The sequence below is a fragment of the Geodermatophilus sp. SYSU D00691 genome (assembly GCF_054050275.1).
The window spans coordinates 1-16,674 of record NZ_JBJGYZ010000065.1 but is presented as its reverse complement, the minus strand read 5'-3'; the positions used below and the strand labels follow the sequence as shown (position 1 = coordinate 16,674).

10 protein-coding genes and 1 pseudogene are annotated in these 16,674 nt (G+C 71.1%); 7 read left to right on the top strand and 4 right to left on the bottom strand.

Translation table 11 applies throughout. From position 1 onward, the window contains the following. The 6 genes and pseudogenes from ACI797_RS27265 to ACI797_RS27240 all read left to right on the top strand — a co-directional run. A pseudogene (locus ACI797_RS27265) lies at positions 1-101 on the top strand (IS982 family transposase); the annotation flags it as partial. A 453-nt stretch (positions 102-554) separates the two neighbouring features. Continuing rightward, on the top strand, positions 555-1,133 hold the full coding sequence (locus tag ACI797_RS27260; RefSeq protein WP_456863806.1) for a TerD family protein: 579 nt from the start codon (positions 555-557) through the stop codon (positions 1,131-1,133). Between the two features lie 84 nt (positions 1,134-1,217). Beyond that, positions 1,218-2,429, top strand: coding sequence for a DUF475 domain-containing protein (locus tag ACI797_RS27255; protein WP_456863803.1), 1,212 nt, complete (start codon positions 1,218-1,220; stop codon positions 2,427-2,429). Positions 2,430-2,555: 126 nt separating this feature from the next. Then, positions 2,556-3,185: a TerD family protein gene (locus ACI797_RS27250; RefSeq protein ID WP_456863800.1), complete on the top strand. Its 630-nt coding sequence runs from the start codon at positions 2,556-2,558 to the stop codon at positions 3,183-3,185. Between the two features lie 162 nt (positions 3,186-3,347). Then, positions 3,348-4,712 carry a VWA domain-containing protein gene (locus ACI797_RS27245; protein WP_456863797.1) on the top strand — a complete coding sequence of 455 codons (1,365 nt, stop codon included), beginning with the start codon at positions 3,348-3,350 and terminating at the stop codon, positions 4,710-4,712. Between the two features lie 78 nt (positions 4,713-4,790). Then, positions 4,791-6,947 (top strand): TerD family protein, encoded by a 2,157-nt coding sequence (locus tag ACI797_RS27240; RefSeq protein WP_456863794.1) that lies wholly within the window; start codon positions 4,791-4,793, stop codon positions 6,945-6,947. A 144-nt stretch (positions 6,948-7,091) separates the two neighbouring features. On the opposite strand, the gene ACI797_RS27235 is transcribed toward ACI797_RS27240, so the two are convergent. Both ACI797_RS27235 and ACI797_RS27230 read right to left on the bottom strand, forming a co-directional pair. Beyond that, positions 7,092-9,764: a GAP1-N2 domain-containing protein gene (locus ACI797_RS27235; protein ID WP_456863791.1), complete on the bottom strand. Its 2,673-nt coding sequence runs from the start codon at positions 9,762-9,764 to the stop codon at positions 7,092-7,094. A 9-nt stretch (positions 9,765-9,773) separates the two neighbouring features. Continuing rightward, on the bottom strand, positions 9,774-13,094 hold the full coding sequence (locus ACI797_RS27230) for a TRAFAC clade GTPase domain-containing protein (RefSeq protein ID WP_456863788.1): 3,321 nt from the start codon (positions 13,092-13,094) through the stop codon (positions 9,774-9,776). Between the two features lie 164 nt (positions 13,095-13,258). Here ACI797_RS27230 and ACI797_RS27225 point away from each other — a divergent pair, with 164 nt between their 5' ends. Further along, the gene (locus ACI797_RS27225; RefSeq protein ID WP_456863786.1) at positions 13,259-14,260 is read left to right on the top strand and encodes a hypothetical protein; all 1,002 of its coding nucleotides are present in this window, start codon (positions 13,259-13,261) and stop codon (positions 14,258-14,260) included. Here ACI797_RS27225 and ACI797_RS27220 read toward each other — a convergent pair. Together ACI797_RS27220 and ACI797_RS27215 are read right to left on the bottom strand one after the other, a co-directional pair. Next, complete coding sequence (locus ACI797_RS27220; protein WP_456863783.1) at positions 14,246-15,106, bottom strand: hypothetical protein; 861 nt, start codon at positions 15,104-15,106, stop codon at positions 14,246-14,248. The two genes, ACI797_RS27225 and ACI797_RS27220, sit on opposite strands and share 15 nt — an antisense overlap. A 4-nt stretch (positions 15,107-15,110) precedes the next feature. Further along, positions 15,111-16,674: hypothetical protein (locus ACI797_RS27215; RefSeq protein ID WP_456863780.1), on the bottom strand; the 1,564-nt coding region annotated here is incomplete at its 5' end.

Below are 16,674 nucleotides of genomic sequence, written 5' to 3'. Positions count from 1 at the left end.
GCCGGGTCGCCCAACGGCTTCTTGCCCTCACCGCCGCCATCTGGCACAACCGCGCCACCGGCCAGCCGATCACCCGATCCCTGATCGCCTACGACCACTGACCCCCGATCGGACTTACTCGTCTAGCCGAGGAATTGCGGTCTGCCGGTCTGCTCCGCCCCCGGTGAATGTCGGGCGCCAGCTCACAGCCGGGGATTGACGTCAGGCCTCGAACCGGCGTCCTAGACACCCTGGCGCGTGACAGGACGAGTGGCAGGTGTTGCCCAGGATGCTCGGCTTTCATGGGCCGTACCCCTATCGGGGTACGGCCCGCGGGTCGGGCTCGGATCTCCCCCTCCTGCTAGGGCAAGCTCTCTCTGATCCCAGCGATCGGGCTTCGATCCGGGCAGATGGCGGCGTCCCAACAAGCGCAGCGGAGTCGTCAGAAGTTGCCAGGACCAGATGCGAGACAAAACCGGACGGTACAACTACTCTGCGACAGGCTTTCGTGGGGTGTCCCGCACCGTGGTCCGCGATCGAGTCTCACCATTCAGCTACACAGGAGGAATTCGGCTGTGAGTGTCAGTCTCAGCAAGGGTGGCAACGTCTCCCTCACCAAGCAGGCCCCTGGCCTGACCGCTGTCCTGGTGGGATTGGGATGGGACGCGCGGTCCACTACCGGCGCTGACTTCGACCTCGACGCGTCCGCGCTCATGCTGGGCGCCAACGGCAAGATCCTTTCGGACGCGCACTTCATCTTCTTCAACAACCTCACCAGCCCCGAAGGCTCCGTGGAGCACACCGGTGACAACCTGACCGGTGAGGGCGATGGTGATGACGAGGCCATCAAGGTCAACCTTGCTGCCGTGCCGGCAGAGTGCGAGAAGATCGTCTTTCCGGTCAGCATCTACGAGGCCGATGGACGTGGTCAGAGCTTCGGCCAGGTGCGCAACGCCTTCATCCGCGTAGTCAACCAGGCCGGCGGCGCGGAGATCACGCGCTATGACCTGTCGGAGGACGCCTCCACCGAGACCGCGATGGTCTTCGGCGAACTCTACCGGAACAACGGCGAGTGGAAGTTCCGAGCCGTCGGGCAGGGCTACGCGTCCGGCCTCGGCGGTATCGCGCGGGACTTCGGCGTCAACGTCGGCTGATCCCCGGTCTCCCGGCGGGCGCCGGACGAGCCCCGCGGGAACTCGTTCCCGGGCTCGTCGGCCCATTTACACGCGAGGATTTCTGTGATTTTGCGAATCTTCGGCTGGTCCTTCGGGGTCACCGCTATCAGTCTTGTCGTCGCCTTCCTCTACGGCGGGTGGACGGCGCTGGCGCTGTGCTTGATCCTCGGCATCCTCGAGGTCTCGCTCTCGTTCGACAATGCCGTGGTCAATGCCAAGGTGCTCGAGAGGATGAGTGCCTTCTGGCAGAAGATCTTCCTCACCATCGGTATCGTCATCGCCGTCTTCGGCATGCGGCTCGTTTTCCCTCTGTTGATCGTCGGCATCACCGCCGATCTCGGGCCCATCGAGGCGGTCGATCTAGCGATGGAGGGCGGTGACCCCGAGGAGCCAGGTACGTACGGCTACCTCCTCAACCAGGCGCACCCGCTCATCGCAGCCTTCGGCGGCCTGTTCCTGCTGATGCTGTTCCTCGACTGGCTATTCGAGGAGCGGGAGATCAGCTGGCTCGGATGGCTGGAACGGCCGCTCGCCCGCATCGGGAAGCTCGACGCGCTGTCGGTCATCATCGCGGCGACCCTGCTGGTCCTGGCGACCGAGTTCCTCGTGACCGAGGACGAACGCGGGTCCGTGCTCGTCTCCGGCGTCCTCGGCCTGATCACCTATCTCGCCGTCAACGGTCTGGGCTCGCTGTTCGAGGCTGGCGGTGATGACGACGAGGCCGAAGTGACGGCCACCCCTGGTATCCACGGTGACGCGACCACGGTGCTCGAGACGGTGGAGGCGACGGACGGCCCGGTCAAGGTCGCCGAGAAGGTCGGCATCCCCGTGAAGTCGGGCGGCCCGACCGCGCTGGCCAAGGCGACGGGCAAGGCTGCCTTCTTCCTATTCCTCTACCTCGAGGTGCTCGACGCCTCCTTCAGCTTCGACGGTGTGATCGGTGCCTTCGCAATCACCTCGGACCCGATCATCATCGCGCTCGGGCTCGGACTCATCGGTGCCATGTACGTCCGTTCCATCACGGTCTTCCTGGTCCGGCGGGGCACGCTGAGCGAGTACGTCTACCTCGAGCACGGCGCGCACTGGGCCATCGGCGCTCTGGCCCTGATCCTGCTGCTCAGCCTCGAGTGGCACATCCCGGAGGTCATCACCGGTCTCATCGGTGTGGCCTTCATCGGGGCGGCGCTCCTCGGCTCGGTGCGACGGAACCGCAGGGGCGAGGCGGCTCTGGACGACGCGGCTGCGCCGGAAACGCTCGAGCCCCAGCAGGTCTGACCGGCCCCTCGGACGGAGTGCGACAGATGATCCATATCGACAGAAAGGCGTGACGACGTGGGGATCGACTACACCAAGCGCCCCTCCCCGGAGGATGGAGGCGGCTCCGCGGGCGCAGGTGGACGGGTGAACCTCAGCAAGGTGACCCTGACCAAGAGCGCCCCCAGCGTGTCGCTCACCAAGGGCGGGGCGGCCAGCGGGCAGTTGCGGGTCAACCTCAACTGGAACGCCCGTCCGGCGGAGCCCGCCGGCGGTGGGTTCTTCAAGCGCATGGCCGCGGCGGCGCAGGGCGGGATCGACCTCGACCTGGGGTGTCTGTACGAGTTCACCGACGGGTCGAAGGGGGTGGTTCAGGCCCTCGGCAATTCCTTCGCGTCGCAGAACTACGGGGCGCCGATCGTCGGTCTGGACGGGGACGACCGGTCCGGGACCAACTCCGGCGGCGAGAACCTGCGGATCGACTTGAACCGGCTCAGCGAGATCCGTCGCATCCTCGTGTTCGCCTACATCTACGAGGGTGTTCCGAACTGGGCTGCGGCTGACGGCGTCGTCACTCTGTATCCTGCCACCGGTGCGCCGGTAGAGGTGCGGCTGGACGAGTCGGACCCGCGCGCCCCCATGTGCGCGATCGCGCTGCTGACCAACACCGGCAACGACTTGTCGGTGCACCGGGAGGTGCAGTACATCCACGGCGGGCAGGACAAGCTCGACCGAGCGTACGGCTGGGGCATGCAGTGGTCGGCGGGTCGCAAGTAGGGCGCATCCGGCTCCCCCGACAAGGGGCCTCAACAGACTGATGGGCGGAGGGCGCATGCGGCCCTCCGCCCATCGGTGTTCTCGAAGCTGCCTGGAGCATCCCTGCCTGGCGCGGGCGCGCCTCCGGCGCGACTGGCGTCCACTCCGATACGAATCGGTCCCGTGACCACTTCGCTCGTACCGGGACAGAACGTCAGCTTGTCGCAAGCCGGTCTCGAGGGCGAGATCGTCGTCACGCTCGCGTGGACCCCGATGCCTGGTGTCGACATGGACGTGTCGGCTCTGCTCTGCGGGGTCGACGGCAAGGTGCGCTCCGATGACGACCTCGTCTTCTACAACCAGCCGGCCGGTGCCCAGGGTGCAGTCCGACACCTCGGTAAGGCCGTCCGCGAAGGTGTCACGGTCGACCGGCTGCGCATTGCCCCGGCGGGCCTCCCGGACGACGTCGACAAGGTGGTGGTCGGTGCCTCCCTGGACGGCACAGGATCCTTCGGTCTGCTGGCGGGGCTTGCTGTCGAAGTCGCAGAGGGAACAGATGCGCCCGCCGCGATCCGCTGCGACCTGACAGCGGGTCCGGAGACGGCCCTCGTGTTCGCCGAGATCTACCGTCGGGCAGGGGAGTGGAAGGTCCGGGCCGTGGGTCAGGGCTACACCGACGGGCTGGCGGGGCTTGCCACCGACTATGGGGTCACTGTCGACCAGTCGGTCGCCCCGACACCCGTCGCGCCGGAAGCGCCCTCGCCGGTCCCGGCCGCCGCGCCGGTCAGCCTGGAGGAGAAGCGCCTGGTGGACCTCGAGAAGAAGCTCAGCGTCCAAGCGCCCCAGATGCTCTCGCTCGTCAAGACCGCGGGCGTCAGCCTGCAGAAGAGGGGGTTGGGGGAGCACACCGCCCGGGTTGCGCTGGTACTGGACATCTCGGGTTCCATGTCCGGGCTCTACCGCTCCGGGGCGGTGCAGCGGCTGGCCGAGCGGGTACTTGCGCTGGCTCTCCGGTTCGACGACGACGGGGTGGTGGACGTCTTCTTGTTCGGCAAGGAGGTCCACCAGCCCGCGGGGCTACAGCTCCAGGGGCACCAGCAGTACATCGCTGACCTCACGCAGCAGTACCGGTTGGAGTACGACACGCGCTACGGAGCGGCGATGTCCGCCGTCCGCCGCCACTACTTCGGAAGCAGCCAGGAGCGGGCCGAGCCGCTGCCTGACCGGCTGCCCGTGTATGTCATGTTCCTCACCGACGGCGCTCCCAGCGACAAGGCAGTAGCGACGAAGCAGATCAGGGCGGCGTCCTACGAGCCGATCTTCTGGCAGTTCATGGGCATCGGCTCCCCGGGGGAGTTCACCTACCTCCAGCGCCTCGATGACCTCGGTCGTCGCTACACCGACAATGCGGACTTCTTCTCGGTCTCGGAAAAGGACCTCATGGGGCGGCGGCCGATCGCAGACGACGTGCTGTTCGATCGACTGATGAACGAGTACCCCGATTGGCTGCGACGCGCGCAGGCTCAGCGTCTTCTGGGGCAGCAGTGACGTAGGACCGTCTTGTTGCGGGCGGCGACGCGTGGCGTTCGGCGGGGGAAGCAGTTCCGGCTCCTTACGATCCCGCTCGTGCTCGGTGCAGAACTCCGCAAGGGTCAGAACCTGCCGCTGCCAGAGGAGGCGCTTCAGCTCCGGATTGTCGTGACCTGGGACCAGGGCGATACGGACGTCGACGTCGACGCGTCGGTCCTGTTGCTCGACCCAACGGGCAGGGTTCGTTCTGACGCCGATCTGATCTTCTACAACCAGCCCGCCTCCTCCGACGGTTCAGTCCAGTACCTGGGCGAGAGCAGCACCGAGAGCGGGAAGCAGGAGAGCGTCGCCGTCGACCTCGAGAGCTTGCCCGCAGATGTCCAAACGGTCGGCATCACGGCGAGCGTGAGCAGCGGGACGTTCGGCGAGATGCAGGGCCTGCGCATGCTCCTCCTGGACGCGGCGGGGGCGCCACTGGCTGGGTACCAGGTGTCCGGCGCGGCAGCGGAGACCGCTCTGCTCCTGGGGGAGCTCTACCGTCGCGGCGCCGACTGGAAGGTCCGCGCCGTCGGTCAGGGCTGGTCCTCCGGCCTCGCCGGGCTGGCCCAGGACTTCGGGGTCACGGTGGACGACGAGGCGGCCGATGGCGAGCAGGAATCGGCCGACGAACTGACCTCCCCGGTCCAGTCGGACGACCCCCCGCCGGCAGGGGTGGCCACGGACGGGACAGCGGTCTCCGCGGCGGAGGTGCTCATCGACGCCGTCGAGCCCGCGGATGACGAGGAGCCGTTGGCTGTTGTCATCGATATACCGGCGCCGGCCGCCCGCGCCAGCGAGCCCCTCGCCGCCGCTCCCCGTACTGCGGTCCCTGCGAAGGGTGTGCGTACCCGTAAGCAGCCGGCCCGCGCCGCCGCGCCCGCCTTGCGGCTGGCCGGCGATGAGTCGTGGACGGCGGCTCGACTGTTCTCCGTGTCGGGCGTCGGCAACACCGAGGAGCAGGAGAAGCGCGCCACGTCCGCCCTGCTGGCCACGATGATGGCGGTCCGGCCGTTCGGCCGCGGTATCACGGCCAGGTTGGGCGCACCCGGCGGTGCCCTGGAGACCTACCTCGAGGTGCAGTTCCCGCGGGGCGAGGGAGTGGTGATCCCGGACGGGGTCGTTCGGGTTGCCCGCGGCCAGCGGCTATGGACCGGCCTCCTCGAGACGAAGACCGGTAGCGGCCAGCTGCGCCGAGAGCAGGTGGAGAGCTATCTCGATGTCGCCCGTCAGCAAGGGTTCGACGCCGTCATCACGCTGTCGAACGAGATCGCTCCAGCCGCGGGGGAGCACCCTGTGACCGTGGATCGCCGCAAGCTCGCCAAGGTCGCGCTGTTCCACCTGTCGTGGGCGGAGATCCTGCACGAGGCCCAGATGGTCCTAGGTCACCGCGGGGTCGACGACCCCATGCAAGCGTGGCTGCTGCACGAGTTCGTGCGCTATCTGCAGCACCCACGATCCGGCGCCTCCGGCTTCGACGACATGGGATCGTCCTGGGTGCCGGTGCGGGAGGCCGTCGCCGCCGGCACACTGCGGGCCGGCGACAGGAAGGTCCCCGCCGTGGTGGACTCCTGGATCCGCCTGGTGCGCCATCTCAGTCTGCGGCTCACCGCCGAGCTCGGCGTGAACGTGGTCCATGTGTTGCCGCGCAGGCTCGCGACCGATGCGGTCGCGCGCACGAGGGCCGGTACTGAGGCGCTCGCCACCACTGGTTGTCTCACCGCCACCCTCAAGGTGCCTGGCGCCGTAGGACCGCTCGGAATCGTTGCCGATCTACGCACCGGCCAGGTGCGCGTGAGCACGAAGATGCCAGCGCCCCAGGAGGGGACGGCCCAGCGGCGCATCAACTGGCTTCTGCGCCAGCTCAAGGACGCACCGGATGACGTCCTCATCGACGTGGCCTTCGCAGATAGTTCGGAGTCGACCTGCGAGCTCCTGCGCGATGTGCGCGACAAGCCGGTCGCCCTCGTAGGATCGGGAAAGGCGGAGGTAGCCACCTTCACGCTCACGCGCAGCCTGCCTCTGGGTACGAAGCGCTCCGGCGTCCGTGGGGCCTTCGTACCCAGCGTCACGCAGGCGGTCGAGAGCTTCTACGCCGACGTGGTCCAGCCGATCCGTCCCTGGGTCGCCCGGGCGCCGCAGCTGCCAGACGACGCCGTGTTGGCGGAGCCGGTGGTCGAGGACGCCGATCCCGCCCAGGTTGACGCCGCCGGCTGACCCACGGGGGACCCGCTCCTGGCGCTGAACGGACGCGGCTGCCCGAGCCACCGATCCCTCTTCAGATGTCATCGGCGGCCGGCGCTGTTCTCTTGAGCGGGACCCTGCTGCGGATGCCACCGGACGAGTGGCATCCGCAGCGGGTCAGGTCTGGGGCCCCCGGGCGTTCCAGCGGGGCGCCCGCGGTCGCGCCGTCGACCCGGACAGCCGCTCGACCACGCGCCGAGCTGCGTTCACGGCCTGGCTCCGCCAACGCTCGTCCTGGTCTGCACTGCTCCGTCCGTAGGAGGCAGCCGGATTCTGCTGCTGCGGTATCGCACGCGTGACCTGCTCGACCCGCTCGACGAGTGTTGCAGAAGCCCTTGTGCTGGCCAGCAGTTCGACCGCCGCGTTCTCGTACCGCAACCTTCCGCGCCCGTCCGGAGTCGTCAGCCATCTCTCGGCCTGGTCGTGCCCCCGGTAGACCTCCGCACGCGCGCCGCGGCAGATCAGATGCGCGGCCAGCAGAAGACGGTGCGCCGGGTCGTCGTGTTGCGCCTTGAGGTCCTGCCAGCCCTGATTCCAGGGCATCCTCGGGTCCCAGGTGAAGCTGGCGAGGTTCCGCACCGGCAGCATCCCCGTGTCCATGCGTAGCATCGCCTCGGCGACCGGCCCCCACTTCGTGGGGTCATCGTCGAACTGCATTGCCGCACCGGCTAACCGGGCGATCTCCCGCGGTTCGGTAACGAGCACTGCAGCCGCCGGTTCGGAGGCACGCTCGCCGCCGGCTGTTTCTTCAGTCCACGGCGATGCCCCGCCTGCCACTGGGAGTCCGGCAACTGCCTCGCCCGCCCTCAATGCGGAAACGAGGTCGGGCCGGGCGACGACGTCTTCGACCGTGAGCGGGATGTCTGGCGGCAGCACCTGCCTCAGAACGGCTGCCTCGGCCGCGCGCATCGGGTGCTTCTTCGGCGGGTAGGCGTACCGAGCTGCCGCGTTGGCCCAGTGCTCCTTGGGCTCGTCTTCCTTCACCGCGCTGGAGTGCATGGCGGCGAGGAAGGCGGCGGCTCGCTCCAGCGGCGTGATGTCGGTCGGACGGGGACGCTCCTGGAAGACCCGGAACGCGGCCCGTTCCCAGTTGGCCGGTCCGGTCGTCCGCAGCGCCTCAACGGTCAGTTCACCACGCGGGACGCCCAACTCGCTGAGCCAGCAGTGCGTCGCCTCGGACAGTTCCCTTCCCGGGTCGCGTCGGCCCTCCTGCACCGCTGGGACCAGATACGGCATCAGTTGGTCCCACAGCCAGGCCGGCATCAGCGGCCAGCCGAGCGTGAGCGGGTCCCCGGTGGAGTCGAGAAGTTCAGGCACAAGCAGCTCCCGTGCCAGGTCTACCGCGTTCGCTCGGTCGGCGGCGACGCCCGCCCGGCCCTGCATGAGCGCCGCGATCCGTAGCAACGCGCGGGGGGCGTCATCACCGGCCAGTTCCACCCAGCCGAGCGCCTCGCCGAGTACCTCATCCAGCTCGGCCGCGGCGGCCGGATGCAGTACGGACACCTTCTGGGGGAGGGTGTGCTCCAGGCGGGCGAAGGCGGTGGGGGAGGCCAAGGCCTCCTTGATGGGATTGAGCTGGACCAGCTCGATGGCTAGGGCGGCGGCCCCACCGGCCGAGGCGAGGTCGAGGATCACCTTCGACACCCGGTTCTCGCCGAGCTGGCCGATCATCCTGCGCAGCAGCGTCTCCGTGGTCCGGCGCCCCAGCTCCAGGCCATCCGGCCAATGCTCCACCGCCAGTTCGGCGGCATCGCCGGCCAGCTCATCGAACGGCAGGTCCTCGAGCAGCAGGACCGCGGCGCCCAGCGCCCACAGCGGCTTCTCGACCGCGGAGGAGCTGCATTCCACGGCCAGGTCGTCGATCTGCCGGGCGACGTCCGGCAGCAGCCCGGCCAGCACGACGGTGCCGGCCAGCTGGGCCCACCGGCCTGTCACCAGTTCGCTGCGGTCCTGGAGAGTCCAGCGCCCCAGCCCGGCAGCGGCCGGCGGCCCGTCGTCCCGAAGGACGACGAACCGCGCGCCGGGGAGCCCGGCGGCGGTGCCGGCGTCGGCGGCCGGCACCCCGACCACCGTGAACGGCCACCGCGCGGCCGTGGCAGCGTCGCTGAGCCGCTCGAACGTGCTGAACGGCAGCCGCCAGGCGCTGGCCGGCAGCACCAGCAGCCCGATCAGCCGGAGCCACTGGGCGACCGATTCCGACGCATCGCCGACGATCACCAGAGAGCTGCCCTCCATGACGCACCGCTCGAACGCGGCCAGCACGAAGTCCTGCTGGTTGGGGTGGTCACGGGTGAACCGCTCGAGACCGGCGTCGTCCAGGGGACCGCGGCGCAGCCCCCGCTGGCCGGCATCCGGATCGCTGGCCTCCACCTCCTTGGCCCCGAGCGGGCGCAGCCAGAAGTCGGCGTCCCACAGGTCGGCCGGCCGCAGGAAACCCCGCTCGTCGGCCTCCTCCACGCCCAGGTCCAGAACCAGGCCGTGGGCGAAGAAGTTCGGGCGGCCGGAGTAGTCCGCGCCCGCAGCGACGACGTGGCTGACGCAGGCGAGCGGTTTCTCGAGCAGGTCCAGCCGCAGACGGTGGGGCAGCGCGTCGACGTCGGCTCGCGTGGGCAGTTCCGGCAGCCGCGGTGGGACGAACCCGCCCAGGCTGCGCGCTGCCTGACGGACGGCGTCCGCGGCTACAGGCTCGGCCCCGGGGGCGTCGACGACCGACTGGACCTTCCAGCCGGCCCCCTCGCCCCAGGCTCCGGCGCGTCGAGAGGCGGTGTAGGTGAACTGCGCGCGCAGCATCGTCCGGCCTCAGCGCCCCAGCCAGCGGCGGGTGACCAGCCAGCGCAGCGGGTCGGCGACGCGGAACGACGAGATGCCCGCCTGGGAGAGCGTGGTGTCGCCCGCGGGGGCGTGGCCGAGCGCCGAGATGGAGAAGTACTCCGTCCGGGCGAAGGAACGCTCCACCAGAGCCAGGAACTGGTTGGCGCCGAGCCGCTGGAGCAGGCTGCGCGTCTCCTCGTGCACCTGGCGCTGGTCGGACGGTTCCAGGAGCAGCGAGGCCGCGGGGGTGCGGTCGTACATCAGCGCAGACCCGCCGTTCAGCAGTCCGGTCAGGTCCGTGCCCGGTGTCCGCACCGCCCGGTGGATCCCGTCGAGCTTGCTCACCGCGACCATCACCGGCATGGGGAGGGGGCCGCCGGAGCTGCGCGTCCGCCTGCGGATCTCGGTGATGACGTTGCTCATGACGGAGACCGGGTTGCCGGCGACCGCCGGGAGCGTGATCTGCCCCTCCAGGAAGAGCCGCACGTCGGGGATCTGCAGCGGGTCCAGCATGAACAGCAGCGCGTCGGCGCGAGCCAGCGTCGGGCCGTACGGAGCCACCCGCTCCGGGTCCTGCACGTCCTCGCCCGCGACGTCGTAGAGCGCGAGCGTGCGCAAGCGTCCCCGCGGTGCGTCGAGGCCGATGAGCAGCGGCGCCAGGAGATCTGGGTTCTGCTCCACGCGCGGGGTGGACCCGACGACGAGTCCCTCGTCGAGGGACTCCCGCATCTGCCGGAGTCGGCCAGCAGTGCGCGCGTCCAGCGGGGTGGCGGGCGCACCCGTGGCCGGTCCCCATACCTCTTCGATCCAGTCGCAGAGGCTGACCAGGTAGGTTGTTTTGCCGGTGCCGCGGGCCCCCACGACCGTCACGCTGACCGGGTCGGTCTCGGCGCTGCGCGCCGGCAGCGGGGAGTGGCAGGCCAGGCAGAGGACCTCGCGCGAGGGCGTCGAGCACGTGGGGCACGCAACCGCGTCCATCGGTGCGCCGGGCCCCTGGAACAGAGGGCGCGCGCGCACTTCCTCCCCGCGGAACTGCGACAGCGCGGGGTCGATGCCGGGCGGGCAGTTGCCGGTGCACCGGAACAGCTGCGGCACCACCGGCTGGGTGGCCGTGCAGGTCACGCAGCGCAGTTCGCCCGGCGTGAGCAGGCGCGGGGCCGCGTCGCCCGGGCGCGGGGCCATGGGCGGGTCCACCACGATGGGCGTGAAGTCGGCGTGGTAGGCGAAAAGCCGCGTGAATCCCGGCTCCTCGGCGGGCAGCTCGGTGACCGTCACCCAGTCACCGGGGGTCAGCATCGCTCCGCGCACCGGGAACGGGGTCGGGCGCTCGGAGAACTCGAGGTGGGTCAGCGGGAGCCGCCCCGTGTTGCGCACCATTGCCACCGTGAAGTCGGGCCAGCCGCGGTCGACCTGCAGCTGGAGCTCACGGCGACGCCCGAGCAGGCCGACCTTCTCGAACCGGTAGCGCAGGATCCAGCGGCCCGGATAGCTCACCGTGGTCACCGGGCCCCGGGTCCACTCGCCGCCGAACGTCACGGACCCGCGGACGTGCAGGTCGCATCCCTCCATCGGCAGTTGCATCCGCAGGCCGCCCAGGCGGTCGTACTCCTGCTGGGAGATGCGCACCGGCGCCGTGCCGTCGGGTGCCGCACCGCGGGCTCCCCGCTCCACCTCGACGAAGCTGGCTCCGACCGGCCAGGCGAAGCGCAGCAACTGCCAGTCGACCCGCTCGATCACCTCTGTCTCGGTGACCCGGCCGAGTAGGTTCACCACCGCGGCCTGGCCAACGGCCGCCTGCTCGCCGATGACGGTCACCGGGGTGAACGTCCGGCGAGGGCCGTCGGTCAGCCGGAAGGGGATGCTGGGGACGACGGACGTAGGGCCGTCGAAGAGCGTCGGCTCCTTGACGGGTTCGCCGAGCGGCAGCTGATCGAGCTGGTCCAGGGTGATCACTCGTCCGGTGGCGGCGTGCTGCGGGGCGGAGTTCGCCTCATAGATCACCACCCGGCCGAGTTCGGGCGTCTGCCACCTCAGCTCGATCCGGGCGACCGCCGAATCACCGCTGACCTCGGCGCTGAGGTCGGTCACCGGCTCCGGAGTGGCGGGGATGACCGCGACGGCCTCGACCCCGGTCGAGAGGGTGCGGTTCCCGGTATTGGTGTCGACGAACTGGGTGAGCACCCGGTACTCGTAGCGGCGCCCCGGCAGTACCCCGGTGTCCCGGGCGAACTCCGGGTTGCTGGGGATCTCCAGGCCCGCATCGAAGTGCGGCGGCAGGTGTTCCTCCGGCAGGCCGCGTAGCACGCGGACCCGGTCGACCCCCGAAGGAGCGGTCCAGCTGAGCACCACCGCGTCGGGGTGAGTGCTCACCCGAAGATTGGCCACCTCGGGCGCGACCCGCCCGGCGGCGTGCAGCACCGGTGACGTGGACGGCAGCGCGTCGGCGTCGGGCGCCGAGTAGCTGAACACCGAGAAGTAGGGGCCGGCACCCACCGGCACCTCGGCGCGCGGCTGCGCGCTCAGCAGCAGCCGGGTGCCCGCGCTCGGCCGCACCGGCACCCCGCTGGCCGAGGAGACGACGAGGTAGACGAGCGGCCGGCCGGCCGGGTCGAGCGCCGGCCATGAGAGGTCGACCGCGCCCGGTGCACCGGGCCGGGCGCTCACGGCGTTCTCCCGGGCGGCGAACATGTCGACGTCGTCCGAGTAATCGGCGAGCGTCGGCTCCGGGGTCGGCGCCGGCTCGGCTGCGGCCTCCTCGAGCCTCTCTGGGGTTGTGCCCTCGGCCGGCGCCGGTTCCGCAGTTCGCGGCGGGGGGGCGACCGGCCGCTCGGCGGCCGGAGGAGGCGGGGACGGCAGTGGCGGCGAGGTGCTGCTCCGGCCCTCGGCGGCCAACAGCGCCCCGTGTGCTTCCGACAGCCCGCGCCGGTTCCGCCGGCGGGGAGAACCCTCGACGCGCACCGGCGCCTCGGCCGGCTGCGCGTCGGGAACGACCGACGAGACGGCGTCCGAGGTCGGCCGGTCGTCGAGTCGGGTAAGGAACGACATCGGACCGGGGGCGCCGTTGCTCCGGGCCGGGGGCGGAGGAGGCGGGGTAGGCGTCCTCCCGGTGCTCGCGGCGACCAGCGCGGCGAGCGCCTCGACCGACGCCGGAGCAAGGGTGACCCCCTTGTTGCCGAGCATCTCCGCGAGCCGTGCCGGGTCCGAGGTGCCGGAGCGGGCGACCAGCAGGAGGACGCCGTCGGTGGCATCCGGCGCGATGCCGCGCTCATCGCGGGCGGCACGCAGTTCGTTGTACAGCGACGAGGCCACGAAGGGCTCCTTGCAGGGGCGAGATCGGATCGGTGGAGCTCGACGACGGGACGCGGCTAGCCAGGGCGCGGAGGGCCGCCGCTGACGGTCGGCGCTCTGTCACACTTCCTCGGCGCCCGGCGGACGAGCCGGGCCGTTCCGGGACCGGAGGGAAAAGTTACCTGATGACGGTGCTCATGACCGCCAACCAGAGCGAATCGCTCGGTGGGGACCAGTGCCGGGTGGAGTGGCAGGGCCTCGCGTCCGACGATCTGGTGACCGCGCGCCTGCGCACCGCCCAGGGCACCACGCTGGTCTTTCCCGACGAGGGGGTTCCCGGGCTGCGCCCGCAGCCCTGGGTGACCAACGGCTGGCTGCTCGACCTCGGCGCGCTGCCGAGCGGCTGGCAGCAGTTGGACCTGGTGGTCCGGGCCGTGGCCGCGCACGGGCTCTCGCTCGGTCTCGAGGTCCGGCCCTCGATTCCCGGCGGCGCGGTTCGGTTCCTGCAGCACCCCAGTCTGACCACGGTGCCCAACGCGCCGATGATCGCGCTGCGCATCACGCCGGGCGCCGCCGGCGCTCTCGCCGTGGCGTACGAGGCGGTCTTCGGCGACCAGGAGGACGGCGGCATCGGCGGCACGGGTCTCGACGTGCCCGCCGCCTTGCGTGAAGCGGCGGTCCTGGCCCGGCACGAGCACCTGGTCCGCTCCGGCGAGCCGGTCACCGCGGTGGTGGACCTGTCCGCGTCGATGCGCCCGCGGCTGGCCGCCGGCACGGTGTCGGGGGTGCTCGCCGCGCTGCAGGCGGTCGCCGCCGCGGCTCACCGGTCGGAGGTCTCCGTCGTGGCGGTCAGCGACCGGGTCCACGAGGCGCGGCCGTTGCGGCTGACCGACGACCCGGAGGAGTTCCTGCGCACCTGGGCCCAGGAGATCGGCTTTCGGACCGGTTCCCGCATGACCAAGGCGGGCTGGTCGGCCGGGTCGGCGGAGGCCGGACTGGTCGTCTCCGTCTCCGACCAGGAGGACGCCGCCCTGCCCGTCGGGGCACGCAGCCGCCGGATCCTGCTGGCTCCGCCCGGGGACGGCGAGCCCACTCATGCGGCTCCCGGCACCGTGGTCATCGCCGACGCCCGCCCGGACGCGGCGTCGGTGATCAGGGCACTGGCGCACGCCTCACCGGCTGCCTGAGAACGGGTCCGCCGGGCGGCCGAAGGGGTCAGCGACCGGGATCCCCCCGCCGAAGGGGTTTCCGGGGCCGGCGAACGGGTCGGCGGCCGGCCGCGGTAGCGGGAGCCCGGCCGCCGGTCCCCGGAAGGCGCCCGCGCCTGCGCCGGGGGTGCCCGCCGGCCCGGCGCGATGGGCCGCGACGAGGACTCCGAAACTCCAGGCCAGGAGCGCCCCGGCGAGCGCCAGCAGCAGCAGCCAGGACCGGCCGATGTGGACGACGGCGCCGAGGTCGTCGGCCAGCCCCGTCGACTCGGCGAGGACCCGCAGAGTGGCGCCCACGAACAGCGCACCCAGCGCCCACAGCAGCAACCACGAGGCGCACCAGGCCACGGCAACCGCGACCCATCGTCGCGGTCCGAACCAGGAGACCAACGCGGCGACCACGAGCACCAGCACGGTGACGGCCGTGACCGTGGTCAGACCGACGTCCCGGATGGCCAGGATCACCCGCGCGTCACCCACGATGCCCAGTTCGGTGTCGCGCAGCCCGGTCACGGCCACGAGGGCCGCGCCGGCCAGCACCGCGACGGCGACGACGGCGCCGCGGATGCTCCGGCGTTCCCAGGACGCCGGCGTCCGACGTGCTCGTCCTCCGAGCGTCCCGGCTCGGCCGCGGTCGACGGCCTCGAAGACGAGCGCCACGACCGGTCCTAGGACCAGCAGCACCGCGCCGAGGAGCGCGCCCAGCCAGGCGGGGCGGTGCAGCCAAGATGCGAGGGCCCCGCCGGCGAGCGCCCAGAAGAGCGACGCGGTGAACCACATCAGCAGGCCTAGCTCGCCGGTCAGCGCCAGGAGGTCCCAGAGCACCGGCTCAGACCAGCGTCTCGAACTCGTCGCCGGGTTCCCCGTTCGCACCTCGGACCGGATCCGGCTCCGCAGCCGGCCAGCCGCTTCCGTAGCCCGTGCCTTCCACCGGGAAGTGTGCGACGTGGTCGGGCATCAGCTGTCGGGACAGGTCGAGCCGCGCGACGAAGCGGTCCATGCTCTGCGGGCCGCTGCCCTGCCGGGCGCGCAGCAGGTCGAACGAGGCCCCGACCACGGGCACCCCGACGGCGGCCAGGGCCGTCCGATCTACCAGGTTGGACTGCGCCGCGTTGCCGCTCGCACTGAATCCCTGGGGATCGAGGTACCGGGCCGGACCGAGCACCGGCGACAGGAACTGCTGGCCGCTGACCGTGCCGGGCAGCGAACCCGCGCTGATGGTCACCTCGGGGTGCACGGCGGCCAGCGACCAGTCCAGGCCCCGCTCGGCCCCCAGCGTCGTCAGCCAGTTCACCAAGCGGGCATCGGCGTCCCGGGCGGCTCGCCGCCGGTCCTCCTCGGTGCCGAGTGCCCCGACGAGCGCGGACAGCGGCCCCTGCGCGGAGTACGCGGTGTCGCTCCAGACCAACCGGTGCTCGGGCCGGCCGAAGCGCTGGCTCCGCGACTCGAGTGCAGCCTGGATGCGGTGGTCCAGCTGGGCCCGGAGCCACCCCACGCCCAGCTGGGCACGCTGAGCAAGGTGCACGAGCTCGCTGTGGCGTTCTGGGGAGAAGGTGGCCGCCCCCACCGCGGTGGAGAGGGGCAGCGAGCCGCTGAGCGTCGTCGGGTAGACCGACTCCTCCATCGCCTTCGCGGTCACGCCGAAGGGATCGTGGACCACAGCGCCGAGTACCTGCGTCCAGTGCCGGCTCTGCCGGTAGAGCACGCCGAGCCGGTGCACCTCCTTGGCCACGTGCTCGGCATGCTGCTGGGCCCAGGCGCGGCGGCGGGCCCGCTCGTCGCGGGCGTGCAGCCAAGCGAACAACTTGCGCTGGTGACGGAGGAACACTGCAGTGGACCCGACCAGCCAGAGCACCAGGAGCCCGAGGCCGACGAGGCTCCCGACCAGCACGGACAGCACCTCGGCGACGACCAGCCCGACGACCAGGGCGAGCGCGACGACCGCTGCGAGGAGGACACCGAACAGGCTGCGGCGGGTCCGGCTCTGCGTGTCGAGCACGTCGCGGGGCGCGACCGGCGGGTCGAGCGCCTCGTCGCGGAGCGCTTCCGCGAGCGTCTCGCGGGCCGCGTCCAGTTGACGAGCCAATTCGTAGCCCACCCGCCAGGTGTAGCTGCGCTGCCGCTCGACCCAGTGACCGAGAGACGATCTGGCGGTCTCGAGCACGGAGTAGCGCGCGGCCTCGTCGCTGCCGGGACTGGGCCGGTCGCGCTCGGACTCCAGCAGCCGGTGCGCCCGTAGCGCCAGGTAGGGGTCGTCCGGCCCGATGGCCAGTGAGCGCACACCGGGGAGCGCGCCCACAGGCAGACCCTGGGGGCGCGCCCCGGGAGTGGGAGCGATAACCAACGGAACGTCGACCACCAGACGGTCGAGCCCCAGCATAGGCATGCGCACC

What these genes read in the sequence shown, in the direction of transcription:
- ACI797_RS27225 (WP_456863786.1), top strand. Translation starts at nt 13,259, where the DNA reads ATGACGGTGCTCATGACCGCCAACCAGAGCGAATCGCTCGGTGGGGAC.
- ACI797_RS27235 (WP_456863791.1), bottom strand. Translation starts at nt 9,764, where the DNA reads ATGCTGCGCGCGCAGTTCACCTACACCGCCTCTCGACGCGCCGGAGCC.